Consider the following 22,358-nt stretch of genomic DNA (forward strand, 5'->3'; position numbering starts at 1 on the left):
GATCAGTCGACCTCCTCGACCGTCACGAGGTGGCGGACGGTGTGCACCATGCCGCGGAACTCGGGACGATCCTCCTTGACGACCTGCGTGTTGATGCCCTTGAGACCAAGGGAGCGCAGGGTGTCACGGTGGTTCTGCTTGCTGCCGATGTACGACTTCGTCTGCGTGATCTTGAGCTGAGCCATTACGCAGCACCAGCCCCGGCACGCGCACGCAGCAGAGCCGCGGGAGCGACGTCCTCGAGCGGCAGACCACGGCGGGCCGCGATCTCCTCGGGACGCTGCAGGCCCTTCAGGGCCTCCACGGTCGCGTGCACGATGTTGATCGCGTTCGACGAGCCGAGCGACTTCGACAGGATGTCGTGCACGCCGGCGCACTCGAGCACGGCACGCACCGGGCCACCGGCGATAACGCCGGTACCGGGGGACGCCGGCTTGAGCAGGACGACGCCCGCCGCCTTCTCACCCGTGATCGGGTGCGGGATGGTGCCCTGGATACGGGGGACCTTGAAGAAGTGCTTCTTGGCCTCCTCAACACCCTTGGCGATGGCGGCCGGCACCTCCTTGGCCTTGCCGTAACCGACACCCACGGTGCCGTCACCGTCGCCCACTACGACGAGCGCAGTGAAGCTGAAGCGACGACCACCCTTCACAACCTTGGCGACGCGGTTGATCGCGACAACGCGCTCAACGTACGCGGTCTTCTCGGCGGCAGCAGCGCCGCCGTCACGGCCCTTCCGGTCCCGCCGCTCGCCGCCACCGGCACCGCTTCCACGGCGCTGGGGTCCAGCCATTGGATTACCTCTCTCTTTCCGCTAGCTACGGAAGCGGCTCAGAACTTGAGCCCGGCTTCGCGGGCGGCGTCCGCCAGGGCGGCGATGCGCCCGGCGTACTGGTTGCCACCACGGTCGAATACGACAGCCTCGACACCGGCGGCCTTGGCGCGCTCGGCAACCAGGGCGCCGACCGACTTGGCCTGCGCGGACTTGTCGCCCTCGTTGCCGCGGATCGTGGTGTCCAGGGTCGACGCCGACGCCAGGGTGTGACCCTTGATGTCGTCGATGACCTGGGCCACGATGTGGCGGTTGGAGCGCGTCACGACCAGGCGCGGACGCTCAGCCGTACCCGAGATGTGCTTACGGATCCGGATGTGGCGACGCTTGATCGCGGCACGCTTGTAAGCGTCGCCCTTGAGGATCTTCTGTCCGTATGCCATGGCTTACTTACCCGCCTTTCCGACCTTGCGGCGGATGACTTCGCCCTCGTACTTGACGCCCTTGGCCTTGTACGGGTCGGGCTTGCGCAGCTTGCGGATGTTGGCCGCAACCTCGCCGACCTTCTGCTTGTCGATGCCCTCGACCGAGAACCGGGTGGGGGCCTCCACCTTGAAGGTGATGCCCTCGGGGGCCTCGACGGTGATCGGGTGGCTGTAGCCGAGAGCGAACTCGAGGTTCGATCCCTTGGCCTGCACGCGGTAACCGACACCGCTGATCTCGAGCTTCTTCACGTAACCCTGGGTCACGCCGGTGATCATGTTCGCCACCAGCGTGCGGGACAGGCCGTGCAGGGCCTTGTTCTGACGCTCGTCGTTGGGGCGGGTGACGTTGAGAACGCCGTCCTCACCCTTGGCGATGTCGATCGGCGCAGCGACGGTGTGGCTCAAGGAACCCTTGGGGCCCTTGACCGAGACCGTACGGCCGTCGATGGTGACGTCCACGCCGGCGGGAACCGTGATGGGGAGCTTGCCAATACGCGACATAGCTGTTTCCTCCGTTCCCTTCCGCTACCAGACGTAGGCGAGGACTTCCCCACCCACGCCCTTCTTGCCGGCCTGCTTGTCGGTGAGGAGCCCGTGCGACGTGGAGATGATCGCCACGCCGAGGCCGCCCAGCACCTTCGGCAGGGAGGTGGACTTCGCGTAAACCCGGAGACCGGGCTTGGAGATCCGCTTGATGCCCGCGATGGAGCGCTCACGGTTCGGGCCGAACTTCAGCTCGAGAACGAGGCTCTTGCCGACCTCGGCGTCCTCGACCTTCCAGCCCGTGATGAAGCCCTCCTGCTGGAGGATCTCCGCGATGTGAGACTTGATCTTGGACGCCGGCATCGTCACGGAGTCGTGGTATGCCGAGTTCGCGTTCCGCAGACGCGTAAGCATGTCTGCGATCGGATCAGTCATGGTCATGAATTGGCCTTCGGCCTCTCTCGCCGGGGTTTCCAGGTGCCCATCCCTCTCCTCGATCCGAGACGAGGCGGGTGCGGTGCGGTGGACCTACGGCGTAGTAAGTCGTACGGGCGTCAGGCGCCCAACCCTCCAAGCCTAAGCCATGAAAGGGTGGGCGCCTGACACGCCCATTGCTTACCGAGAGCTTCGGGAATCCCTAAAGGGGGATTACCAGGAGCTCTTGGTCACGCCCGGCAGCTCGCCACGGTGAGCCATCTCACGAAGGCAGACGCGGCACAGGCCGAACTTGCGGTACACGGAGTGCGGACGGCCGCAGCGCTGGCAGCGCGTGTAGCCGCGAACACCGAACTTGGGCTTGCGAGCAGCCTTGGCAATCAGAGCCTTCTTCGCCATCTCGCTCACGCCTCCTTGAAGGGGAAGCCGAGGTGACGAAGGAGCGCGCGGCCCTCAGCGTCGTTGGTCGCCGTGGTCACCACGGTGATGTCCATGCCCCGGGTACGGTCGATCTTGTCCTGGTCGATCTCGTGGAACATGACCTGCTCGGTGAGACCGAAGGTGTAGTTGCCACGGCCGTCGAACTGCTTGGGGGACAGACCACGGAAGTCGCGGATGCGCGGCAGCGCGAGCGACAGGGTGCGGTCCAGGAACTCCCACATGCGGTCGCCACGAAGCGTGACGTGGGCACCGATCGGCTGGCCCTCACGCAGCTTGAACTGCGCGATGGACTTGCGGGCCTTGGTGACGGCCGGCTTCTGACCGGTGATCGTGGTGAGGTCGCGGATGGCGCCCTCGATCAGCTTGGAGTCGCGGGCGGCGTCGCCCACACCCATGTTGACCACGATCTTGACGAGGCCGGGGATCTGCATGACGTTCTCGTACTTGAACTCGTCACGCAGCTTGCCCGCGATCTCCTCGCGGTACTTCGTCTTGAGACGCGGAGTGGTGGTGGTAGCCATCAGATGTCCTCACCCGTCCGCTTGGCAACGCGGATCTTGTTGCCCTCGTCGTCGAAGCGGTAACCGACACGCGTGACAACCTTGTTGCCGTCCTTCTCAACGACCAGCTGGACGTTGGAGACGTGGATCGGCGCCTCGGTCGTGACGATGCCGCCGGCCTGCGAACCGCGAGCGGTCGGGCCGGCCTTGGTGTGCTTCTTGACCCGGTTGACACCCTCGACCAGGACACGGTCCTCACGGGGGAAGGCCGCGATGACCTTGCCCTGCTTGCCCTTGTCCTTACCGGTGATGACCTGGACCAGGTCGCCCTTCTTGATCTTCATGCTTACAGCACCTCCGGAGCCAGCGAGATGATCTTCATGAACTTCTTCTCGCGCAGCTCACGCCCGACCGGGCCGAAGATGCGGGTACCACGAGGGTCGCCGTCGTTCTTCAGAATGACGGCGGCGTTCTCGTCGAAGCGGATGTACGAGCCGTCCGGACGGCGGCGCTCCTTGACGGTGCGAACGATGACCGCCTTGACGACGTCACCCTTCTTCACGTTGCCACCGGGGATCGCGTCCTTGACGGTGGCGACGATGACGTCACCGATGCCCGCGTAGCGGCGACCGGAGCCACCGAGCACACGGATGCAAAGGATCTCCTTCGCACCAGTGTTGTCGGCGACACGCAGTCGCGACTCCTGCTGGATCACGTCTATCTCCTGTTTGTCTGCCGGTTCCCCGGGGGCCGTTCAGAAACGGCCCCCGGAGCCTGGCGGAACTGTCCTGCGAGGGGTGCCTCGCAGGAAATTACTTGGCCTTCTCGAGGATCTCGACGACGCGCCAGCGCTTGGTCGCCGACAGCGGGCGGGTCTCCGCGAGGAGGACCCGGTCGCCGACGCCGGCAGCGTTCTGCTCGTCGTGCGCCTTGAGCTTGTTGGTACGGCGGATGACCTTGCCGTACAGCGCGTGCTTGACGCGGTCCTCGACGGCGACGACGACGGTCTTGTCCATCTTGTCGCTGACGACGAGACCCTCACGGGTCTTGCGGAAGCCGCGGGCCTCTGCAGTCTGCTCAGTCACGTTGCTCTCACTCATCAGGCGCTCTCCACCGTCTCGATGCCCAGCTCGCGCTCACGCATCAGGGTGTAGATCCGCGCGATGTCCTTACGGACGGCCTTGAGCCGACCGTGGTTCTCGAGCTGACCCGTCGCCGCCTGGAAGCGGAGGTTGAACAGCTCTTCCTTGGCTTCGCGGAGCTTGTTGAGAAGCTCCTCGTCACCCAGTTCGCGCAGCTCGGACGCCTTGGTACCGGCCGACATCACGCTTCACCTGCCTCGCGCTTGACGATCCGGCACTTCATCGGCAGCTTGTGAGCGGCGCGAGTCAGGGCCTCACGGGCGATCTTCTCGTTGGGGTAGGACAGCTCGAACATGACCCGGCCCGGGTGCACGTTCGCGATCCACCACTCCGGCGAACCCTTACCGGAACCCATGCGGGTCTCGGCAGGCTTCTTCGTGAGCGGGCGGTCCGGGTAGATGTTGATCCAGACCTTGCCGCCACGCTTGATGTGGCGGGTCATCGCGATACGGGCCGCCTCGATCTGGCGGTTGGTCACGTACGCCGGCGTGAGGGCCTGAATGCCGTACTCGCCGAACGAGACCGTCGTACCGCCCTTGGCCTGACCACGGCGCTTCGGGTGGTGCTGCTTGCGGTGCTTGACCCTACGGGGGATCAGCATGTCGGTCAGGCCTCCGTTCCGGTGCTCTCAGCCGGTGCAGCGGCGGCGGGACCCGAAGACTCAGTCTTGGGGGCCTCGGCGCCGGCAGCCTGCTGCGGCTTGCGACCGCGCCGCTCGCCACCACGGCCACCACGGGCCGGGCGGTCGGCACCGCCACCGCGAGCCGGGCGGTTACCCGCACGGGCGGCAGCGTTCTCGGCGCGGACCTCGGCGATGTTCTTGACGTCGCCCTTGTAGATCCAGACCTTCACACCGATGCGGCCGAAGGTCGTCTTGGCCTCGAAGAAGCCGTAGTCCACGTTCGCGCGGAGCGTGTGCAGGGGCACACGGCCCTCGCGGTAGAACTCCGAGCGGGACATCTCGGCGCCGCCGAGGCGGCCACCGCACTGGATCTTGATGCCCTTGGCGCCGGCCTTCATCGCCGACTGCATGCTCTTACGCATGGCGCGGCGGAAGGAGACGCGGGAGGAGAGCTGCTCGGCGACGGCCTGAGCAACCAGCTGAGCGTCCGTCTCGGGGTTCTTGACCTCGAGGATGTTCAGCTGGACCTGCTTGCCCGTGAGCTTCTCGAGGTCACCGCGGATGCGGTCGGCCTCGGCGCCACGGCGGCCGATGACGATGCCCGGACGCGCGGTGTGGATGTCCACACGCACACGGTCACGGGTGCGCTCGATCTCCACCTTCGAGATGCCGGCGCGCTCCATGCCGGACGTCATCATCCGACGGATGGCGACGTCTTCCTTGACGTAGTCCTTGTACAGCTTGTCGGCGTACCACCGGGACTTGAAGTCCGTGGTGACACCGAGCCGGAACCCATGCGGGTTAACCTTCTGGCCCATTACCGGGTTCCTTCCTTGCTGCTGACGACCACGGTGATGTGGCTGGTCCGCTTGCGGATCCGGTAGGCACGGCCCTGGGCGCGCGGACGGAACCGCTTCAGGGTCGGGCCCTCGTCGACGTACGCCTCGGAGATGACGAGGCTGCCGGCGTCGGTGTGGTCGTAGTTGTGTGCGGCGTTGGCGATGGCGCTGTCGAGCACCTTGCCGACGGGCACGGAGGCGGCCTGCGGAGCGAATCGCAGGACCGCCTGAGCCTCCGTGGCGTCCATGCCACGGATAAGGTCCACCACGCGGCGGGCCTTCATGGGCGTAACGCGGATGTACCGCGCCTGGGCCCTGGCTTCCATGGTTGTCCCTCTCAGTTACTTACGTGTCTGAATGCGATCCGCGTTTAGCGGCGCTTCGACTTCCGGTCGTCCTTGACGTGACCCCGGAAGGTGCGCGTCGGCGAGAACTCGCCGAGCTTGTGGCCGACCATCGACTCGGTGACGAACACCGGGATGTGGGTCTTGCCGTTGTGCACCGCGAGCGTGTGGCCGAGCATGGCCGGCACGATCATGGAGCGACGGGACCAGGTCTTGATGACGTTCTTGGAACCGGCTTCGTTCTGGGCGTCCACCTTCTTGATCAGGTGGTCGTCGACGAAGGGCCCCTTCTTGAGACTGCGCGGCATCTAAACCCGCTCCTAGCGCTTCTTGTTCGTCTTGCGGCGGCGGACGATGTACTTGTTCGAAGCCTTCTTCGGCGAACGAGTACGACCCTCCTTCTGACCCCAGGGGCTGACCGGGTGGCGACCACCGGAGGTCTTGCCCTCACCACCACCGTGGGGGTGGTCAACCGGGTTCATCGCCACACCGCGAACGGTCGGGCGGACGCCCAGCCAGCGCTTGCGGCCGGCCTTACCCCAGTTGATGTTGCTCTGCTCGGCGTTGCCGACCTCGCCGACCGTGGCGCGGCAGCGCTGGTCGACCAGGCGGATCTCACCGGAGGGCATACGAAGGTGGGCCATCGTGCCCTCCTTCGCCAGCAGCTGCACGGAGGCACCGGCGGAGCGGGCGAACTTGGCGCCGCCACCCGGACGGAGCTCGATCGCGTGGATCGTGGTACCGACCGGGATGTTGCGGAGCGCCAGGTTGTTGCCCGGCTTGATGTCGGCCCCGGGACCGTTCTCGACGCGGTCACCCTGCTGCAGGTTGCGCGGGGCGAGGATGTAGCGCTTCTCGCCGTCCGCGTAGTGCAGCAGCGCGATGCGCGCGGTGCGGTTGGGGTCGTACTCGATGTGCGCGACCTTCGCCGGCACGCCGTCCTTGTCATGGCGACGGAAGTCGATGACTCGGTAGGCGCGCTTGTGTCCGCCACCCTGGTGGCGAACGGTCACACGACCGGCGTTGTTACGGCCGCCCTTGCTGTGCAGCGGGCGGACCAGCGACTTCTCCGGCGTGGACCGCGTGACCTCGACGAAGTCGGCGACGCTGGAGCCACGACGGCCCGGCGTAGTCGGCTTGTACTTGCGGATTCCCATTTCTCAGTCCTCGTCCGATATCGGACGATCCGACCCGCTTACGCGGTCGGACCGCCGAAGATGTCGATACGGTCGCCCTCGGCAAGGGTCACGATCGCGCGCTTGCTGTCGGCACGCTTGCCGAAGCCGGTGCGGGTCCGCTTGCGCTTGCCCTGGCGGTTGATCGTGTTGACGCCGGTGACCTTGACCGAGAAGACCGCCTGGACGGCCTGCTTGATCTGGGTCTTGTTGGCGCCGGGGGCCACGATGAACGTGTACTTGCCCTCGTCGAGAAGCGCGTAGCTCTTCTCGGACACGACCGGCTTCAGCAGGACGTCACGGGGGTCCGTGAAGGCCTTGCTGGCCGGAGTGACGACGGTGTTCTTGCCCTCGGCCTCGTGGCGGCGCGCCTTGGCGACGCGCGCGGCCTTGGCTGCCTTGGCGGCCTTCGAGGCGATGCTCGGGTGACGCGTAGCCATCAGGCTTCGCTCCCTTCGGTGTCAGCGGCCTTGGGGCCAGACACGAAGGACTCGAAAGCGGCCTGGGTGAAGACCACGTCGTCCGAGACGAGAACGTCGTACGTGTTCAGCTGGCCCGGCTCCAGGATGTGGACCTGGGGCAGGTTGCGAGCGGACAGCCACGCGGCCTCGTCGGCACGGTCGATGACGAGCAGCAGGTTCTTGCGCTCGCTGATCTTGCCGAAGAGCGTCTTCGCGGCCTTCGTCGAAGGCGACTCGCCCTCGATGACGCCGGAGACGACGTGGATGCGGTTGTTGCGGGCCCGGTCGGTGAGGGCGTGGCGCAGAGCCGCGGCCTTCATCTTCTTCGGGGTCCGCTGCGAGTAGTCACGCGGCGTGGGGCCGTGAACGACGCCACCGCCGGCGAACTGCGGCGCACGGGTCGAACCCTGACGGGCGCGGCCGGTGCCCTTCTGGCGGTAGGGCTTCTTGCCGCCACCGCGGACCTCGCCACGACGCTTGACCTTGTGCGTGCCCTGACGGGCGGCGGCCAGCTGCGCGACGACGACCTGGTGAAGCAGCGGAATGCTGATCTTCTCTACGTCGAAGATCTCGGCCGGGAGCTCAACGGTCCCGGCGGTGTCGCCGGAGGGCGACAGAATGTCAATGGTGCTCATAGTCCTCAGGCCCCCTTGGCCGCGGTGCGGACCAGGACGAGGCCGCCGTTCGGACCAGGAACCGCGCCCTTGATGAGGAGCAGGCCCTTCTCCGCGTCAACGGCGTGAACGGTCAGGTTCTGGGTGGTGACCCGCTCGTTGCCCATACGACCCGCCATGCGGAGGCCCTTGAACACGCGGCCCGGGGTGGCGCAGCCACCGATGGAACCGGGAGAGCGGTGCTTGCGCTGGGTGCCGTGACCGGCGCCGAGGCCCTTGAAGTTGTGACGCTTCATGACACCGGCGAAGCCCTTGCCCTTGCTCTTGCCGGTCACGTCGACCTTGATGCCGGCCTCGAACACCTCGGCGGTGATCTCCTGGCCGAGGGTGTACTCGCTGGCGTCAGCGGTACGGATCTCGACGAGGTGGCGGCGGGGAGTGACGTCGGCCTTGGCGAAGTGGCCCTTGAGGGGCTTGTTCACCTTGCGCGGGTCGATCTCGCCGAACGCGATCTGGACGGACTCGTAGCCGTCGACATCGTTCGTACGGACCTGGGTCACGACATTGGGGCCGGCCTTGACGACGGTGACCGGAACAACACGGTTGTTCTCGTCCCACACCTGCGTCATGCCGAGCTTCTCGCCCAGGATGCCCTTGATCTGCTTAGCCATCGTTCAGATCACCGGCCTCAGAGCTTGATCTCGATGTCGACACCGGCCGGGAGGTCGAGTCGCATCAGAGAGTCAACGGTCTTGGGGGTCGGGTCGAGGATGTCGATCAGACGCTTGTGCGTGCGCATCTCGAAGTGCTCGCGCGAGTCCTTGTACTTGTGCGGCGACTTGATGACGCAGTACACGTTCTTCTCAGTGGGCAGCGGCACCGGGCCCGCGACCGACGCACCAGTGCGCGTCACCGTCTCGACGATCTTCTTCGCCGAGGAGTCGATGACCTCGTGGTCGTAGGCCTTGAGCCGGATGCGGATCTTCTGTCCCGCCATGGCTACTCCGTAGTCCTGTCTCTTTTACAGCTCTGGAACCCGGTGTTCCGTGACTTCCTCCGACCCACGCGGTCGGGCGTGTCGCACTCTCACTGACACAGATGTCCCTTGTTCGAACATCCCTGATCTGGGAAAGAGGTCCACCGGGCGCCTGGCCAGTGCCGCACTCCACTTCCCGGAAGATTCCCGTACGTCCGCCCCAGCGCTGCCATACGGCAGTTAGGGCGACGAGTACTGTGGGACTCGCTTCCAGGCCTCCCGGCGGGAGGCGCGCAGCATCAACACTCGACCGAGCAACCCCGCTAGTCTGCCATACGGGGCAGGGGCCTGGCCAATCGAGCCGGAGACCTTACCCCGGGAGTGACACAGATCAAACACCGGCCGGGCCGGCCGGGGAACCGGGAAGCTCTCGAAGCTCCGGCGTCGCGGCGGGAGTGCCCGGGTCCGACGCCGAGGGATCCGTACCGACGCCGGGTCCGCCGCTCCGGCCAGGTGCGTGCGGACAGCGCCAGATGCAGTGACCGCAAGGAGGGGCGCCACGTGTCTCCGGCTCGTCAGGACGGGGGTCGCCCTCACCGGAGACCGTCGCCTTCGGTTTCCGAGGATGGGCGAACGTGACATCCCTGCCGAGCTGCACGGCCCGGTCGTAGGAACGGCCGGACTCACGCCTGAAGTACTTGACGGTACTCGGGGGTACGAAGGGCGTGACTCCGCCGAGCCAGTCCGCCTCCACCACCCGGAACGCGTTGGTCAGTTGGTCCAGGTCTCTCTTGAGCTTGGCCAGCCTGCCGTCGAGCTCCTTGGCCGCGACGGTCCGACTCCTGCCGTCGTAGCGCTCCCGCCGGGCGGCGAGGGCATCCATCTCGGCGCACACGTTCTTCAGCTGGAGTCCGAACTCCCGCAAGGACTGCTGGTAGATCTGGAGTTCGTCCGCATATCGCTCCGGACTCCCGCCGTCCAGTCCCGCCTTCTCCGCGAAGGCGGCGTACGTTTCCTCGGCCGGCCAGGAAAGGGCCTGCCTCATCCGCATCTTGCGGGTCTTCTCGCACTCGTTCACGGCGGCTTCGGCCACGCCCCGGATGTTGCCGCAGTGGGTGCTCAACCCCAGCAGCGGAGCACTTCGTTCTTTTCGCTCCCTGCGTTCGCCCCCATGCGCCAGGTAAGCCACTCCCAGAGTGCCCGTCGCACCGACGACAGCCACGGTCACCTCAGTCAGCACGGTTCCCCCTTCGCGCGACCGAGCGGTATCACCGCCCCTCCCGATGGTAGGACCGCAAGGCCCGCTCTTCGGAGCTGTTCGGCACAAACGGTGCCGTACGGGACTCAGGCGCTCGCGTTCCGCAGCCGCGCGAACGACGTGTCCAGCCCCCGCTTCAGCAGCCTCGCCGCCGGCCTCTCCACGAACCGGTGCACCAGCCAGCTCAGCAGCATGAAGCCGGCGATCACGGAGACGACAAGCAGACGGGCGTCCATGGTGTCGCGCAGGCGGTTGATGACCGCCGTACCGGCCGCGTAGTGCATCAGATACAGCGGATACGTCAGCGCGCCCGCCGTCACCAGCCACCTCCAGCGGATGCGGTCCGTGGCGCCGAGGGCGACGGCGACCATGACCAGCAGGAACACGGTGAAGATCGCCACGCTCCCCCGCCAGCCCGACACATGCTCGACCTCGTCGATCCGGATGCCCAGTTCGCGCTGGCCCATCAGCCAGGCCATGGCGAGGATGCCCCACAGCAGCAGGTCCTGGCCGAAGCGGTGCATCAGATAGAGCGCCAGGCCCGCGATGAAGTACCAGGCGCCCTCCGGGTTGGCGACCAGTTCCAGCAGCGGCAGCTTCGAGATCGGGGCGAGCATGGCCGCGGCGCCCCACACACAGCAGAAGACGACGACCTTGCGGTAGGTCAGGCCGCTCCACACGACCACCAGGAACAGCAGGTAGAAGCGCAGCTCGGACCAGAGGGTCCAGTAGACGCCGTCGACGTTCATGACGCCCGAACCGGACTGGAGCATCGTGATGTTGAGGAGTACGTCCCGCATGCGCAGGCGGTCCCACACACCGGGCAGCAGCATCAGGACGGTGGTGGTGAACGCGATGGCGAACCAGTACGCGGGGTACAGCCGGATCACCCGTGAGACGAAGAACTGTCTCGGGGTCCGGCCCCAGCAGGACATGCAGATCACGAAGCCGCTGATCACGAAGAAGATCTCGACGCCGATCCAGCCGTAGGAGGCGAACCGGAAGACCGTCGGCATGATGTCGGAGACCGGACGGTCCCAGATGCGGTTGCCCGGCTGGTCGACGCGGTTCGTGCCGGCGTAGTGGTGCATGGCGACCATGAGGGCGGCGAGGAGCCGGATGCCGTCGATGGCGTAGAGCCGGCGGCCGGCGCGGTCCCGTACGGCGGCGGGCCCGGCGGCGCGGGTGGGTTGTCCCGGCGGGGCGGGCACAGTGAGGGGCGGAAGCGGCTGCTGCAGGCCGCTGACGACCCGTCGGGGTATCGACGTTCTGCGCTCCGCATCCTGCATCGACACCTGCGTGCCCGTCCGTCCTCGCGAGGGAATGCCGGGCCGGGACTGGCCACCGGACGCCTCAGGCTACGACCCTCACAACCACCCCACAGCGACCAGACAAGAACATTCCCCCCACCGGCGCCGGGGAGTTGCCGCAAACCTCGCCGAACCGCTTCACAGAGTTCCCCCAGACTTCACTTGACGTCTTGTCAGAACGCCACGCCCGTCCGGATGATCTCAGCCATGTACAAACGAAGACGCATCACGGGCACCTACGCCGGAGCCGCCCTCGCCGCCGGCCTGCTCCCCGGTGTCTCCCCCGTGGCCGACACCCCGTCCTGGGACTTCCTCCTCAGCGGCTCGGTCCTGCTGATCGTCGGTCAGCTCATCCACTGCTATCCGAGCGCCATCAGGACGTCCCCGTGGATCCTCTTCGGTGCGATCGGCAGCGTCCAGGACACGCTGGTCTGGCTGCTCGTCTCCTGGATCAGCTCGCGGCTGGACTACGGCATGCATGTCGACTCCTTCGTCACGGCCCTGCTGGCCGGCGCGATCGTCCGCTGCCTGACCCTCGCCCTCATGACGGTCGGCCCCCAGCCGGTACCGGAGGCGCAGGCGGGTTGAAGTCGTGCGCGAGACCGTCCACTCGGTCGTCCCGACCGACCCGTACTGGCGGTCCGACCGCGCTGCCGGAGACCGCGACCCCGTGATCGACGTGAAGGGGTACGACACCGTCACCGCCGTCGACTGCGACGGCAACCTGACTCGGACCGGCTGCCCGTCCTGCGGCGCGGCGATCGGCCACTACCGGACCTGCTCGAGGCGGACGGCGACGACAAGTTCACCCCCCCTCGCCGTCGCCCCGCGCATACGAAAAGGCCCGTACGACCGAAGTCGTACGGGCCCCTTCAGAGACCTACCGGGTCAAGATCAGGCGTTGATCTTGGTGACCTGGCCGGCGCCCACCGTGCGGCCACCCTCACGGATGGCGAACTTCAGGCCCTCTTCCATGGCGACGGGCTGGATGAGCTCCACCTTCATCTCGGTGTTGTCACCCGGCATGACCATCTCGGTGCCCTCGGGGAGGGTCACCACGCCGGTCACGTCCGTCGTACGGAAGTAGAACTGCGGACGGTAGTTGTTGAAGAACGGCGTGTGGCGGCCACCCTCGTCCTTGGACAGGATGTAGGCCTGCGCCTCGAACTCGGTGTGCGGGGTGACCGAGCCCGGCTTGATGATGACCTGGCCGCGCTCGACGTCCTCGCGCTTGATGCCACGGAGGAGCAGACCGACGTTCTCACCGGCCTGGCCCTCGTCGAGCAGCTTGCGGAACATCTCGATACCGGTGACCGTGGTGGTGGTCTTCTCGGTCTTGATGCCGATGATGTCGACGGTCTCGTTGACCTTCAGGACACCACGCTCGATACGGCCGGTGACGACCGTACCGCGACCGGTGATCGTGAAGACGTCCTCGATGGGCATGAGGAACGGCTTGTCGACGTCACGCTCGGGCTGCGGGATCGCCTCGTCGACGGCGGCCATCAGGTCGAGGACCGTCTGGCCCCACTCCTTGTCACCCTCGAGCGCCTTGAGCGCCGAGACCTTGACGACCGGCAGGTCGTCGCCCGGGAACTCGTACTCGGAGAGGAGCTCACGCACCTCGAGCTCGACGAGCTCCAGGATCTCCTCGTCGTCCACCATGTCGGCCTTGTTCAGGGCGACGACGATGTAGGGAACGCCGACCTGGCGGGCCAGGAGCACGTGCTCCTTGGTCTGCGGCATCGGGCCGTCGGTGGCGGCGACCACGAGGATGGCGCCGTCCATCTGCGCCGCACCCGTGATCATGTTCTTGATGTAGTCCGCGTGACCGGGGCAGTCGACGTGGGCGTAGTGACGCGTCTCGGTCTGGTACTCGACGTGCGCGATGGAGATGGTGATACCGCGCTGGCGCTCCTCGGGAGCCTTGTCGATCTGGTCGAAGGCCGAGGCCTCGTTCAGGTCCGGGTACGCGTCGTGCAGCACCTTGGTAATGGCGGCCGTAAGGGTCGTCTTACCGTGGTCGATGTGACCGATGGTGCCGATGTTGACGTGGGGCTTAGTCCGCTCGAACTTCGCCTTCGCCACGGGGTCCTCCTGTGGAGTGGTTCTGAACGCCTTGCTTCATCGGCGCCAGGTGATCTTTGCTGGAAAGCCTCGGCCCGGGGGCACTCCCCCCGCAAATGCGGGTGAATGCCCCTCCGGGCTCCGGAGTCAAGCCTAAAGCGTGCGAACGCGGTGCGTTACTCGCCCTTGGCCTTCGCGATGATCTCCTCGGCGACGTTCCGCGGAACCTCGGCGTAGGAGTCGAACTGCATCGAGTAGCTTGCGCGACCCGACGTCTTGCTGCGGAGGTCTCCGACGTAGCCGAACATCTCCGAGAGGGGCACGAGGCCCTTCACGACGCGGGCACCGGCCCGCTCCTCCATGGCCTGGATCTGACCACGGCGGGAGTTGATGTCGCCGATGACGTCGCCCATGTAGTCCTCGGGCGTGGTGACCTCGACGGCCATCATCGGCTCGAGCAGCACGGGGCTGGCCTTGCGCGCGGCCTCCTTGAAGGCCTGCGAGCCGGCGATCTTGAACGCGAGCTCGGAGGAGTCGACCTCGTGGTAGGCACCGTCGAGAAGCGTGACGCGGACGCCCGTCATCTCGTACCCGGCGAGGATGCCGAACTGCATGGCCTCCTGCGCACCGGCGTCGACCGAAGGGATGTACTCCTTCGGGATACGACCACCGGTCACCTTGTTCACGAACTCGTACGAGGCGTCGCCGCCCTCGATCGGCTCGATCGCGATCTGCACCTTGGCGAACTGGCCGGTTCCACCAGTCTGCTTCTTGTGCGTGTAGTCGACGCGCTCGACGGCCTTGCGGATCGTCTCACGGTAGGCGACCTGCGGCTTACCGACGTTGGCCTCGACCTTGAACTCACGGCGCATACGGTCGACCAGCACCTCGAGGTGCAGCTCGCCCATACCACCGATGATGGTCTGGCCGGTCTCCTCGTCCGAGTGGACCTGGAAGGAGGGGTCCTCCTCCGCGAGACGCTGGATGGCGACACCCAGCTTCTCCTGGTCACCCTTGGACTTGGGCTCGATGGCGACCTGGATGACCGGCGCCGGGAAGTCCATGGACTCCAGGATGACCGGGTTCTTGTCGTCGCTCAGCGTCTCACCGGTGGTGGTCTGCTTCAGGCCCATCACGGCGACGATGTCGCCGGCGCCCACCGACTCGATCTCCTCACGCTTGTTCGCGTGCATGCGGTAGATCTTGCCGATGCGCTCCTTCTTGCCCTTGACGGAGTTCAGCACCGCGGTGCCGGACTCCAGGCGACCGGAGTAGATCCGGACGAAGGTGAGCTTGCCGAGGTGCGGGTCGCTCATGATCTTGAACGCCAGCGCGGACAGCGGCTCCTCGTCGGACGGCTTGCGCTTGACGACGACCTCGGGGTCCTTGACGTCGTGGCCCTCGATGGCCTCGACGTCGAGCGGGGTCGGCAGGTAGCGCACGACCGCGTCGAGCAGGGGCTGGACGCCCTTGTTCTTGAACGCGGTGCCACAGAACACCGGGGTGACCGTGACGCCGTCGGACTTGCCGGACGCGATGGTGATGCGACGGATCGCGGCGTACAGCTGCTCCTCGGTGGGCTCCTGGCCCTCCAGGAACAGCTCCATGATCTCGTCGTCGTTCTCCGCGACGGCCTCGACCAGCTTGCCGCGGTACTCCTCGGCGGCCTCGGTGTGCGTGGCCGGGATGTCGACGACGTCGTACATCTCGCCCTTGGCGGCCTCGGCGGACCACACGAGCGCCTTCATGCGGACCAGGTCCACAACGCCCTTGAAGTCCATCTCGGCGCCGATCGGCAGCTGCATGACGAGCGGGACGGCGCCCAGGCGGTCCGAGATCATGTCCACACAGCGGTGGAACTCGGCGCCGGTACGGTCCAGCTTGTTCACGAAGCAGATGCGCGGCACGCCGTAACGGTCGGCCTGACGCCACACCGTCTCGGACTGCGGCTCGACACCGGCGACACCGTCGAACACCGTGACGGCACCGTCGAGCACGCGGAGCGAACGCTCCACCTCGACCGTGAAGTCGACGTGCCCGGGGGTGTCGATGATGTTGATCGTGTAGTCGTTGTCCTCGAGCGGCCAGTGACAGGTGGTGGCAGCAGAGGTGATCGTGATGCCACGCTCCTGCTCCTGCTCCATCCAGTCCATGGTGGCAGCGCCGTCGTGGACCTCACCGATCTTGTAGCTGACGCCGGTGTAGAAGAGGATCCGCTCGGTGGTGGTCGTCTTGCCCGCGTCGATGTGGGCCATGATCCCGATGTTGCGGACCTTGGCCAGGTCAAGTGAAGTGGTAGCCATAAGGCTTCGGTCTTCTCTCGGTCTCGATGGGGTCTGCGACTACCAGCGGTAGTGCGCGAAGGCCTTGTTGGACTCGGCCATCTTGTGGGTGTCCTCGCGCTTCTTGACGGCCGCACCGAGGCCGTTCGAAGCGTCGAGAAGCTCGTTGAGCAGACGCTCGGTCATGGTCTTCTCGCGACGGGCGCGGGAGTAACCGACCAGCCAGCGCAGGGCGAGCGTGTTCGCACGGCCCGGCTTGACCTCGATCGGGACCTGGTAGGTCGCGCCACCGACACGGCGGGACTTGACCTCGAGGGTCGGCTTGATGTTCTCCAGCGCGCGCTTCAGCGTGATGACCGGGTCGTTGCTGGTCTTCTCGCGCAGGCCCTCCATGGCGCCGTACACGATGCGCTCGGCGGTGGAGCGCTTGCCGTTCAGCAGCACCTTGTTGATGAGGGAGGTCACCAGAGGAGAACCGTAGACCGGGTCGATGATGACCGGGCGCTTCGGGGCGGGGCCCTTACGAGGCATTTCTACTTCTCCTTCTTGGCGCCGTAGCGGCTGCGGGCCTGCTTGCGGTTCTTGACACCCTGGGTGTCGAGCGAACCGCGGATGATCTTGTAGCGAACACCGGGCAGGTCCTTCACACGACCGCCACGCACGAGCACGATGGAGTGCTCCTGCAGGTTGTGTCCCTCACCCGGAATGTAAGCAGTGACCTCGATCCCGCTGGTCAGACGCACACGCGCGACCTTACGCAGGGCCGAGTTCGGCTTCTTCGGGGTGGTCGTGAACACACGCGTGCAGACGCCACGACGCTGAGGGGAACCCTCGAGTGCGGGCGTCTTGTTCTTCTCGACCTTGTCCTGCCGGCCCTTCCGGACCAGCTGCTGGATCGTAGGCACTACTTCTCCGGTTTCTGTGTGCCGAATGGTGAAGCTAACCTGGAACTTCGCCGACCCACGCGGTCGGGTGTGTCGAATCCGGCGGACTCCCGCCGCGAGGCGAAAAGGGCGCAGATTACGGTGGCCGCTCGAGGCTCCCCTAGTGCGGTTGAAGGCACGCACGAGAGCCAGGGCACACCCCAGGCACAAGGTCTGAGCGTACCCAGCTGATTCGCTGCGGTCAAAACAGATGGACGGCGGCAACCTCTCGGGGCGGCCGATGTCAAGCCCCTACGCCGTGGATGATCTTCGATTTCACACTGCGCACACGTGAAAGCCGAACCCTCGGACGCCGACCGGCCCGCCGCCCACCGGGCTCATCCGGAGGCGAGTCCCACGGCGATCAGCAGCGTCATCAGGATCGACCACGCCGCGATCGACAGCCAGCCGAGCACCAGCCCGGTCAGCGCGAGCCCGTCGCCACCCTCTCCCGTCCGGTCGATCTCCGCACGCGCCGCGTGCCCGAGGATCACCGCCGGGATCCCGGTGAACCCGAAGGTCGGCACACACAGCAGCCCGCACACGGCGGCTCCGACCGCCTTCCCGTTCGCCCGCGGTCGCGGGGCGGGCAGGAAGGTCCGCGGTACGGCGGTGACGGGCGCCGGCTGCGGCACGGGACCGAGCGGCAGATCGGACACGAGCAGCGCCAGCTCCCCGACCGTACGGGCGCCGTACGCCCGCTCCACGCGCTTGTCGAACTCGGCCTTCTCCAGCCGCCCCTCCCCGTAGCCGGCCCGCAGCACATCGACGGCACGCTCACGGTCGGCGTGCGAGGCGAGCATGGCCGAGGCACTCGGCTGGGCCTGCGGGACGGGATACGCGGGCCAGGGGCGCGCCACAGGGGCGTGCGCGCCGGTCCAGGGCCGTGCTGCCGGACCGTCCCGGCCCGGCCCTGACGCCGACTCGTCCTTGCCCTGCCATGGTTGCCACGGTTGCGACACAGGAGCACCCCCTGGGCGGTCGAATGCCTCCATGATGCTCCAACGCTCCGATACCGGGACAGGTTCCCGCATCCCCAGCCGGAAACGCCCGGACGGGTCACCCTCCTCCTCGACCGGTACGCCACGCTGCGGGCGCGGGCGGCTCCGCGGGGCTCCCGGCTGGCCGGTGGGGCCGTCGAGGCGCTCCCAGAGCCCTCCTGACGGTCTGCCGACCGCCAGGAGGCATGCCGAAGGGCGGCCACCCCGTACGAAACGGGGTGACCGCCCTTCAGTCGTTCAGACGCAGGCCCTACTGGTTGTACGGCCCGTAGTCGTAGTCCTCCAGCGGCACAGCCTGCCCGGAGCCCGTGCCGAACGGCGAGTAGTCGATGTCGTCGTAGCCGACGGCCGAGTACATCGCGGCCTTGGCCTCCTCGGTCGGCTCGACCCGGATGTTGCGGTAGCGGGACAGGCCCGTACCGGCCGGGATGAGCTTACCGATGATGACGTTCTCCTTGAGGCCGATGAGGCTGTCGGACTTGGCGTTGATCGCCGCGTCCGTCAGGACTCGGGTCGTCTCCTGGAAGGAGGCGGCCGACAGCCAGGATTCCGTCGCCAGCGAGGCCTTGGTGATACCCATCAGCTGCGGACGACCGGAGGCCGGGTGACCGCCCTCCTGGACCACACGACGGTTCTCGGTCTCGAACTTCGAGCGCTCGACCAGCTCACCGGGCAGCAGCTCGGCGTCGCCGGACTCGATGATCGTCACACGGCGCAGCATCTGCCGGATGATGATCTCGATGTGCTTGTCGTGGATCGACACACCCTGCGAGTTGTAGACCTTCTGGACCTCGCCGACCAGGTGGACCTGGACGGCACGCTGGCCCAGAATGCGCAGCACGTCGTGCGGGTTGGTGGCACCCACGGTGAGCTTCTGGCCCACCTCGACGTGCTCGCCCTCGCTGACCAGGAGTCGGGCGCGCTTCGAGATCGGGAACGCCGTCTCGTCGCTGCCGTCGTCCGGCGTGATGACGATCTTCTTGGTCTTCTCGGTCTCCTCGATCCGCACGCGGCCCTGGGCCTCGGAGATCGGGGCGACACCCTTCGGGGTACGGGCCTCGAAGAGCTCGACGACACGCGGCAGACCCTGCGTGATGTCGTCACCGGCCACACCACCGGTGTGGAAGGTACGCATCGTCAGCTGGGTACCGGGCTCACCGATGGACTGGGCGGCGATGATGCCGACCGCCTCACCGATGTCGACCAGCTTGCCGGTGGCCAGCGAGCGGCCGTAGCACATCGCGCAGGTACCGACGGCGGACTCGCAGGTCAGGACCGAGCGGGTCTTGACCTCGGAGACACCGTGCTTGACGAGCTCGTCGATGAGGACGTCGCCGAGGTCGGTGTTGGCCGGGGCCAGCACCTTGCCGTCGACGGTGATGTCCTCGGCCAGCGCACGGGCGTACACGCTGGTCTCGACGTTGTCCGCCTTGCGCAGCACACCGTCCGCGCCGACCTCCGCGATCTGGAGCCGCAGACCGCGCTCGGTGCCGCAGTCCTCCTCGCGGATGATGACGTCCTGCGAGACGTCCACCAGACGACGGGTCAGGTAACCCGAGTCGGCGGTACGCAGGGCGGTGTCGGCCAGACCCTTACGGGCACCGTGGGTGGAGATGAAGTACTCCAGCACGGACAGGCCCTCACGGAAGGACGCCTTGATCGGACGCGGGATCGTCTCGTTCTTGGCGTTCGACACCAGACCACGCATACCGGCGATCTGCCGCATCTGCATCATGTTTCCTCGGGCACCCGAGTCAACCATCATGAAGATGGGGTTCGTCTTGGGGAAGTTCTCGTTCATCGCCTCGGCGACCTCGTTGGTCGCCTTGGTCCAGATCGCGATGAGCTCCTGAGTGCGCTCTTCCTTGGTGATCAGACCGCGCTCGTACTGCTTCTGGACCTTCTCGTCCTGCGCCTCGTAGCCCTTGACGATCTCCTTCTTCGCCTCGGGAACGACGACGTCGGAGATGGCCACGGTGACACCGGAACGGGTCGCCCAGTAGAAGCCGGCCGCCTTCAGGTTGTCGAGCGTCGCCGCCACGATGACCTTGGGGTAGCGCTCGGCCAGGTCGTTGACGATCTCGGAGAGCTGCTTCTTGCCCACCGAGTAGTCGACGAACGGGTAGTCCTCGGGCAGCAGCTCGTTGAAGAGCGCGCGGCCCAGGGTGGTGCGCAGGCGGAAGGTGTCACCCTGCTGCCACTCCGGGTCGCCCTCCTCCCGCGCCGGCGGCGTCCAGCCACGCGGCGGGATGGTGCCCACCGGGAAGCGGATGTCGACCTGCGACTGGAGCGCCAGCTCACCGGCGTCGAACGCCATGATCGCCTCGGCCGAGGAGCCGAAGGACCGGCCCTCGCCCTTGGTGTCACGCAGCTCGCCGTCGGTGGTGAGGAAGAACAGACCGAGGACCATGTCCTGGGTCGGCATCGTCACCGGACGGCCGTCGGCGGGCTTGAGGATGTTGTTCGAGGACAGCATCAGGATGCGGGCCTCGGCCTGCGCCTCCGCGGACAGCGGAAGGTGTACGGCCATCTGGTCGCCGTCGAAGTCCGCGTTGAACGCGGTGCAGACGAGCGGGTGGATCTGGATGGCCTTGCCCTCGACCAGCTGCGGCTCGAAGGCCTGAATGCCGAGGCGGTGCAGGGTGGGAGCACGGTTCAGCAGCACCGGGTGCTCGGCGATGACCTCTTCGAGGACGTCGTACACGACGGTGCGGCCGCGCTCCACCATGCGCTTGGCGCTCTTGATGTTCTGCGCGTGGTTCAGGTCGACCAGGCGCTTCATCACGAACGGCTTGAAGAGCTCCAGCGCCATCGCCTTCGGCAGACCGCACTGGTGCAGCTTCAGCTGCGGACCGACGACGATCACGGAACGCGCGGAGTAGTCCACGCGCTTGCCGAGCAGGTTCTGACGGAAGCGGCCCTGCTTGCCCTTGAGCATGTCGGACAGCGACTTCAGCGGACGGTTGCCGGGGCCCGTGACCGGGCGACCACGACGGCCGTTGTCGAAGAGCGCGTCGACGGCCTCCTGAAGCATGCGCTTCTCGTTGTTCACGATGATCTCGGGCGCACCGAGGTCAAGGAGTCGCTTCAGGCGGTTGTTGCGGTTGATCACACGGCGGTACAGGTCGTTCAGGTCGGAGGTCGCGAAGCGGCCACCGTCCAGCTGCACCATCGGGCGAAGGTCCGGCGGGATGACCGGGACGCAGTCGAGGACCATGCCCTTGGGGCTGTTGGAGGTCTGCAGGAAGGCAGACACGACCTTCAGCCGCTTCAGCGCACGGGTCTTCTTCTGGCCCTTGCCGGTACGGATGATCTCGCGGAGGCGCTCGGCCTCCTCGTCGAGGTCGAAGGACTCCAGGCGCTTCTGCAGCGCCGCGGCACCCATCGAACCGTCGAAGTACGTGCCGAAGCGGTCCCGCAGCTCGCGGTAGAGCAGCTCGTCGCCCTCGAGGTCCTGGACCTTGAGGTTCTTGAAGCGGGTCCACACCTCGTCGAGACGGTCGATCTCGCGCTGCGCACGGTCGCGCAGCTGCTTCATCTCACGCTCGGCACCCTCGCGCACCTTGCGGCGCACGTCGGCCTTGGCGCCCTCGGCCTCCAGCTCGGCCAGGTCGCTTTCCAGCTTCTTGGCGCGGGCCTCGAGGTCGGCGTCACGCCGGTTCTCGACCTGCTGACGCTCCACGGAGACGTGCGCCTCCAGGGAGGGCAGGTCGCGGGTGCGGCGCTCCTCGTCGACGTACGTGATCATGTACGCCGCGAAGTAGATGACCTTCTCCAGGTCCTTCGGAGCGAGGTCGAGCAGGTAACCGAGGCGCGACGGAACGCCCTTGAAGTACCAGATGTGCGTGACGGGGGCGGCCAGTTCGATGTGGCCCATCCGCTCACGGCGCACCTTGGCGCGAGTCACCTCGACGCCGCAGCGCTCACAGATGATGCCCTTGAACCGGACACGCTTGTACTTGCCGCAGTAGCACTCCCAGTCCCGGGTCGGACCGAAGATCTTCTCGCAGAAGAGTCCGTCCTTTTCGGGCTTGAGGGTGCGGTAGTTGATGGTCTCGGGCTTCTTGACCTCGCCGTGGCTCCACTGACGGATGTCGTCAGCGGTGGCCAGACCGATCCGGAGCTCATCGAAGAAGTTGACGTCGAGCACTATGCGTCAATCCCTCTCAGGGTTGTAAGTCTTGGGGTCTGAAACGGGGGTCCAGGGGCCGGCCGGAGGTTCCTCACC

The 22,358-nt window shown here is 66.5% G+C and carries 29 protein-coding genes; 1 reads left to right on the forward strand and 28 read right to left on the reverse strand.

The features are described from left to right. Positions 1–2: 2 nt before the first annotated feature. The 22 genes from rpmD to AQJ46_RS08300 all read right to left on the reverse strand — a co-directional run bounded on the left by rpmD (position 3) and on the right by AQJ46_RS08300 (position 11,836). Positions 3–185 (reverse strand): 50S ribosomal protein L30, encoded by a 183-nt coding sequence (rpmD, locus tag AQJ46_RS08195; RefSeq protein WP_005481207.1) that lies wholly within the window; start codon positions 183–185, stop codon positions 3–5. Continuing rightward, positions 185–793 carry a 30S ribosomal protein S5 gene (gene rpsE, locus AQJ46_RS08200; RefSeq protein ID WP_010354225.1) on the reverse strand — a complete coding sequence of 203 codons (609 nt, stop codon included), beginning with the start codon at positions 791–793 and terminating at the stop codon, positions 185–187. The genes rpmD and rpsE overlap by 1 nt, the downstream gene beginning before the upstream one ends. A 38-nt stretch (positions 794–831) precedes the next feature. Next, positions 832–1,215 (reverse strand): 50S ribosomal protein L18, encoded by a 384-nt coding sequence (gene rplR / locus AQJ46_RS08205; protein WP_057607911.1) that lies wholly within the window; start codon positions 1,213–1,215, stop codon positions 832–834. Positions 1,216–1,218: 3 nt separating this feature from the next. After that, on the reverse strand, positions 1,219–1,758 hold the full coding sequence (gene rplF, locus AQJ46_RS08210) for a 50S ribosomal protein L6 (RefSeq protein WP_020118535.1): 540 nt from the start codon (positions 1,756–1,758) through the stop codon (positions 1,219–1,221). A 24-nt stretch (positions 1,759–1,782) separates the two neighbouring features. Next, positions 1,783–2,181 (reverse strand): 30S ribosomal protein S8, encoded by a 399-nt coding sequence (gene rpsH, locus AQJ46_RS08215; RefSeq protein ID WP_057607912.1) that lies wholly within the window; start codon positions 2,179–2,181, stop codon positions 1,783–1,785. A gap of 207 nt (positions 2,182–2,388) precedes the next feature. Further along, positions 2,389–2,574: a type Z 30S ribosomal protein S14 gene (locus tag AQJ46_RS08220; RefSeq protein WP_003948630.1), complete on the reverse strand. Its 186-nt coding sequence runs from the start codon at positions 2,572–2,574 to the stop codon at positions 2,389–2,391. A 5-nt stretch (positions 2,575–2,579) separates the two neighbouring features. Next, positions 2,580–3,137, reverse strand: coding sequence for a 50S ribosomal protein L5 (gene rplE / locus AQJ46_RS08225; protein WP_020135807.1), 558 nt, complete (start codon positions 3,135–3,137; stop codon positions 2,580–2,582). Continuing rightward, on the reverse strand, positions 3,137–3,460 hold the full coding sequence (rplX, locus tag AQJ46_RS08230; RefSeq protein WP_003992365.1) for a 50S ribosomal protein L24: 324 nt from the start codon (positions 3,458–3,460) through the stop codon (positions 3,137–3,139). The genes rplE and rplX overlap by 1 nt, the downstream gene beginning before the upstream one ends. A gap of 2 nt (positions 3,461–3,462) precedes the next feature. Next, positions 3,463–3,831 carry a 50S ribosomal protein L14 gene (rplN, locus tag AQJ46_RS08235; protein WP_003998823.1) on the reverse strand — a complete coding sequence of 123 codons (369 nt, stop codon included), beginning with the start codon at positions 3,829–3,831 and terminating at the stop codon, positions 3,463–3,465. 97 nt (positions 3,832–3,928) lie between these two features. Then, complete coding sequence (gene rpsQ / locus AQJ46_RS08240; protein ID WP_007384073.1) at positions 3,929–4,216, reverse strand: 30S ribosomal protein S17; 288 nt, start codon at positions 4,214–4,216, stop codon at positions 3,929–3,931. After that, positions 4,216–4,440: a 50S ribosomal protein L29 gene (rpmC, locus tag AQJ46_RS08245; protein ID WP_005481220.1), complete on the reverse strand. Its 225-nt coding sequence runs from the start codon at positions 4,438–4,440 to the stop codon at positions 4,216–4,218. Before rpmC ends, rpsQ begins: the two co-directional genes overlap by 1 nt. Beyond that, positions 4,440–4,859, reverse strand: coding sequence for a 50S ribosomal protein L16 (rplP, locus tag AQJ46_RS08250; RefSeq protein ID WP_006140905.1), 420 nt, complete (start codon positions 4,857–4,859; stop codon positions 4,440–4,442). Before rplP ends, rpmC begins: the two co-directional genes overlap by 1 nt. 5 nt (positions 4,860–4,864) lie before the next feature. Beyond that, complete coding sequence (gene rpsC / locus AQJ46_RS08255) at positions 4,865–5,698, reverse strand: 30S ribosomal protein S3 (protein WP_059204928.1); 834 nt, start codon at positions 5,696–5,698, stop codon at positions 4,865–4,867. Continuing rightward, the gene (gene rplV / locus AQJ46_RS08260; protein ID WP_006604878.1) at positions 5,698–6,045 is read right to left on the reverse strand and encodes a 50S ribosomal protein L22; all 348 of its coding nucleotides are present in this window, start codon (positions 6,043–6,045) and stop codon (positions 5,698–5,700) included. Before rplV ends, rpsC begins: the two co-directional genes overlap by 1 nt. A 44-nt stretch (positions 6,046–6,089) precedes the next feature. Then, positions 6,090–6,371, reverse strand: coding sequence for a 30S ribosomal protein S19 (gene rpsS, locus AQJ46_RS08265; protein WP_057607913.1), 282 nt, complete (start codon positions 6,369–6,371; stop codon positions 6,090–6,092). A gap of 12 nt (positions 6,372–6,383) precedes the next feature. Continuing rightward, positions 6,384–7,220 (reverse strand): 50S ribosomal protein L2, encoded by an 837-nt coding sequence (rplB, locus tag AQJ46_RS08270; RefSeq protein ID WP_007384068.1) that lies wholly within the window; start codon positions 7,218–7,220, stop codon positions 6,384–6,386. 38 nt (positions 7,221–7,258) lie between these two features. Beyond that, positions 7,259–7,678 carry a 50S ribosomal protein L23 gene (gene rplW / locus AQJ46_RS08275; RefSeq protein WP_037719147.1) on the reverse strand — a complete coding sequence of 140 codons (420 nt, stop codon included), beginning with the start codon at positions 7,676–7,678 and terminating at the stop codon, positions 7,259–7,261. Further along, a complete protein-coding gene (gene rplD, locus AQJ46_RS08280) occupies positions 7,678–8,334 on the reverse strand; it encodes a 50S ribosomal protein L4 (protein ID WP_057607914.1) in 657 nt (218 codons plus the stop codon). Before rplD ends, rplW begins: the two co-directional genes overlap by 1 nt. 5 nt (positions 8,335–8,339) lie before the next feature. Continuing rightward, positions 8,340–8,984, reverse strand: coding sequence for a 50S ribosomal protein L3 (gene rplC, locus AQJ46_RS08285; protein ID WP_020135811.1), 645 nt, complete (start codon positions 8,982–8,984; stop codon positions 8,340–8,342). A gap of 17 nt (positions 8,985–9,001) precedes the next feature. Next, positions 9,002–9,310: a 30S ribosomal protein S10 gene (gene rpsJ / locus AQJ46_RS08290; protein ID WP_003948644.1), complete on the reverse strand. Its 309-nt coding sequence runs from the start codon at positions 9,308–9,310 to the stop codon at positions 9,002–9,004. Between the two features lie 370 nt (positions 9,311–9,680). After that, complete coding sequence (locus AQJ46_RS08295; protein ID WP_159064004.1) at positions 9,681–10,382, reverse strand: hypothetical protein; 702 nt, start codon at positions 10,380–10,382, stop codon at positions 9,681–9,683. Between the two features lie 251 nt (positions 10,383–10,633). Further along, positions 10,634–11,836 (reverse strand): acyltransferase family protein, encoded by a 1,203-nt coding sequence (locus AQJ46_RS08300; protein WP_404828387.1) that lies wholly within the window; start codon positions 11,834–11,836, stop codon positions 10,634–10,636. 228 nt (positions 11,837–12,064) lie between these two features. Here AQJ46_RS08300 and AQJ46_RS08305 point away from each other — a divergent pair, with 228 nt between their 5' ends. After that, positions 12,065–12,445 carry a phage holin family protein gene (locus tag AQJ46_RS08305; protein WP_059204931.1) on the forward strand — a complete coding sequence of 127 codons (381 nt, stop codon included), beginning with the start codon at positions 12,065–12,067 and terminating at the stop codon, positions 12,443–12,445. Positions 12,446–12,751: 306 nt separating this feature from the next. Here the strand turns inward: AQJ46_RS08305 and tuf are convergent, their stop codons facing one another. The 6 genes from tuf to AQJ46_RS08335 form a co-directional block, all read right to left on the reverse strand. Further along, entirely contained in the window at positions 12,752–13,945 is a 1,194-nt protein-coding gene (gene tuf, locus AQJ46_RS08310) for an elongation factor Tu (protein ID WP_059204932.1), read from the reverse strand. A 155-nt stretch (positions 13,946–14,100) separates the two neighbouring features. Continuing rightward, positions 14,101–16,227, reverse strand: a complete 2,127-nt coding sequence (fusA, locus tag AQJ46_RS08315) for an elongation factor G (protein ID WP_057607918.1) — start codon at positions 16,225–16,227, stop codon at positions 14,101–14,103. Between the two features lie 39 nt (positions 16,228–16,266). Continuing rightward, a complete protein-coding gene (gene rpsG, locus AQJ46_RS08320) occupies positions 16,267–16,737 on the reverse strand; it encodes a 30S ribosomal protein S7 (RefSeq protein ID WP_005481264.1) in 471 nt (156 codons plus the stop codon). 2 nt (positions 16,738–16,739) lie between these two features. Beyond that, complete coding sequence (rpsL, locus tag AQJ46_RS08325; protein WP_003948652.1) at positions 16,740–17,111, reverse strand: 30S ribosomal protein S12; 372 nt, start codon at positions 17,109–17,111, stop codon at positions 16,740–16,742. Positions 17,112–17,467: 356 nt separating this feature from the next. Continuing rightward, positions 17,468–18,091 (reverse strand): DUF1707 and DUF4190 domain-containing protein, encoded by a 624-nt coding sequence (locus AQJ46_RS08330; RefSeq protein WP_404828388.1) that lies wholly within the window; start codon positions 18,089–18,091, stop codon positions 17,468–17,470. A gap of 289 nt (positions 18,092–18,380) precedes the next feature. Then, a complete protein-coding gene (locus AQJ46_RS08335; RefSeq protein ID WP_059204933.1) occupies positions 18,381–22,280 on the reverse strand; it encodes a DNA-directed RNA polymerase subunit beta' in 3,900 nt (1,299 codons plus the stop codon). Positions 22,281–22,358: the final 78 nt, after the last annotated feature.

The organism is Streptomyces canus (assembly GCF_001514145.1).
Classification (GTDB): Bacteria; Actinomycetota; Actinomycetes; order Streptomycetales; family Streptomycetaceae; genus Streptomyces; species Streptomyces canus.

Coding starts and splice junctions, on each gene's coding strand:
- AQJ46_RS08300 (WP_404828387.1), bottom strand. CDS start 11,836: ATGCAGGATGCGGAGCGCAGAACGTCGATACCCCGACGGGTCGTCAGC.
- rplB (WP_007384068.1), bottom strand. CDS start 7,220: ATGGGAATCCGCAAGTACAAGCCGACTACGCCGGGCCGTCGTGGCTCC.
- rplC (WP_020135811.1), bottom strand. CDS start 8,984: ATGGCTAAGCAGATCAAGGGCATCCTGGGCGAGAAGCTCGGCATGACG.
- rplR (WP_057607911.1), bottom strand. CDS start 1,215: ATGGCATACGGACAGAAGATCCTCAAGGGCGACGCTTACAAGCGTGCC.
- fusA (WP_057607918.1), bottom strand. CDS start 16,227: ATGGCTACCACTTCACTTGACCTGGCCAAGGTCCGCAACATCGGGATC.
- rplD (WP_057607914.1), bottom strand. CDS start 8,334: ATGAGCACCATTGACATTCTGTCGCCCTCCGGCGACACCGCCGGGACC.
- rplE (WP_020135807.1), bottom strand. CDS start 3,137: ATGGCTACCACCACCACTCCGCGTCTCAAGACGAAGTACCGCGAGGAG.
- rpmC (WP_005481220.1), bottom strand. CDS start 4,440: ATGTCGGCCGGTACCAAGGCGTCCGAGCTGCGCGAACTGGGTGACGAG.
- rpsH (WP_057607912.1), bottom strand. CDS start 2,181: ATGACCATGACTGATCCGATCGCAGACATGCTTACGCGTCTGCGGAAC.
- rplX (WP_003992365.1), bottom strand. CDS start 3,460: ATGAAGATCAAGAAGGGCGACCTGGTCCAGGTCATCACCGGTAAGGAC.
- rplP (WP_006140905.1), bottom strand. CDS start 4,859: ATGCTGATCCCCCGTAGGGTCAAGCACCGCAAGCAGCACCACCCGAAG.
- rpmD (WP_005481207.1), bottom strand. CDS start 185: ATGGCTCAGCTCAAGATCACGCAGACGAAGTCGTACATCGGCAGCAAG.
- rpsJ (WP_003948644.1), bottom strand. CDS start 9,310: ATGGCGGGACAGAAGATCCGCATCCGGCTCAAGGCCTACGACCACGAG.
- rplF (WP_020118535.1), bottom strand. CDS start 1,758: ATGTCGCGTATTGGCAAGCTCCCCATCACGGTTCCCGCCGGCGTGGAC.
- AQJ46_RS08305 (WP_059204931.1), top strand. CDS start 12,065: ATGTACAAACGAAGACGCATCACGGGCACCTACGCCGGAGCCGCCCTC.
- rplV (WP_006604878.1), bottom strand. CDS start 6,045: ATGGAAGCCAGGGCCCAGGCGCGGTACATCCGCGTTACGCCCATGAAG.
- rpsE (WP_010354225.1), bottom strand. CDS start 793: ATGGCTGGACCCCAGCGCCGTGGAAGCGGTGCCGGTGGCGGCGAGCGG.
- rpsC (WP_059204928.1), bottom strand. CDS start 5,698: ATGGGCCAGAAGGTTAACCCGCATGGGTTCCGGCTCGGTGTCACCACG.
- rpsQ (WP_007384073.1), bottom strand. CDS start 4,216: ATGAGTGAGAGCAACGTGACTGAGCAGACTGCAGAGGCCCGCGGCTTC.
- rpsG (WP_005481264.1), bottom strand. CDS start 16,737: ATGCCTCGTAAGGGCCCCGCCCCGAAGCGCCCGGTCATCATCGACCCG.
- AQJ46_RS08220 (WP_003948630.1), bottom strand. CDS start 2,574: ATGGCGAAGAAGGCTCTGATTGCCAAGGCTGCTCGCAAGCCCAAGTTC.
- rpsS (WP_057607913.1), bottom strand. CDS start 6,371: ATGCCGCGCAGTCTCAAGAAGGGGCCCTTCGTCGACGACCACCTGATC.
- rplW (WP_037719147.1), bottom strand. CDS start 7,678: ATGGCTACGCGTCACCCGAGCATCGCCTCGAAGGCCGCCAAGGCAGCC.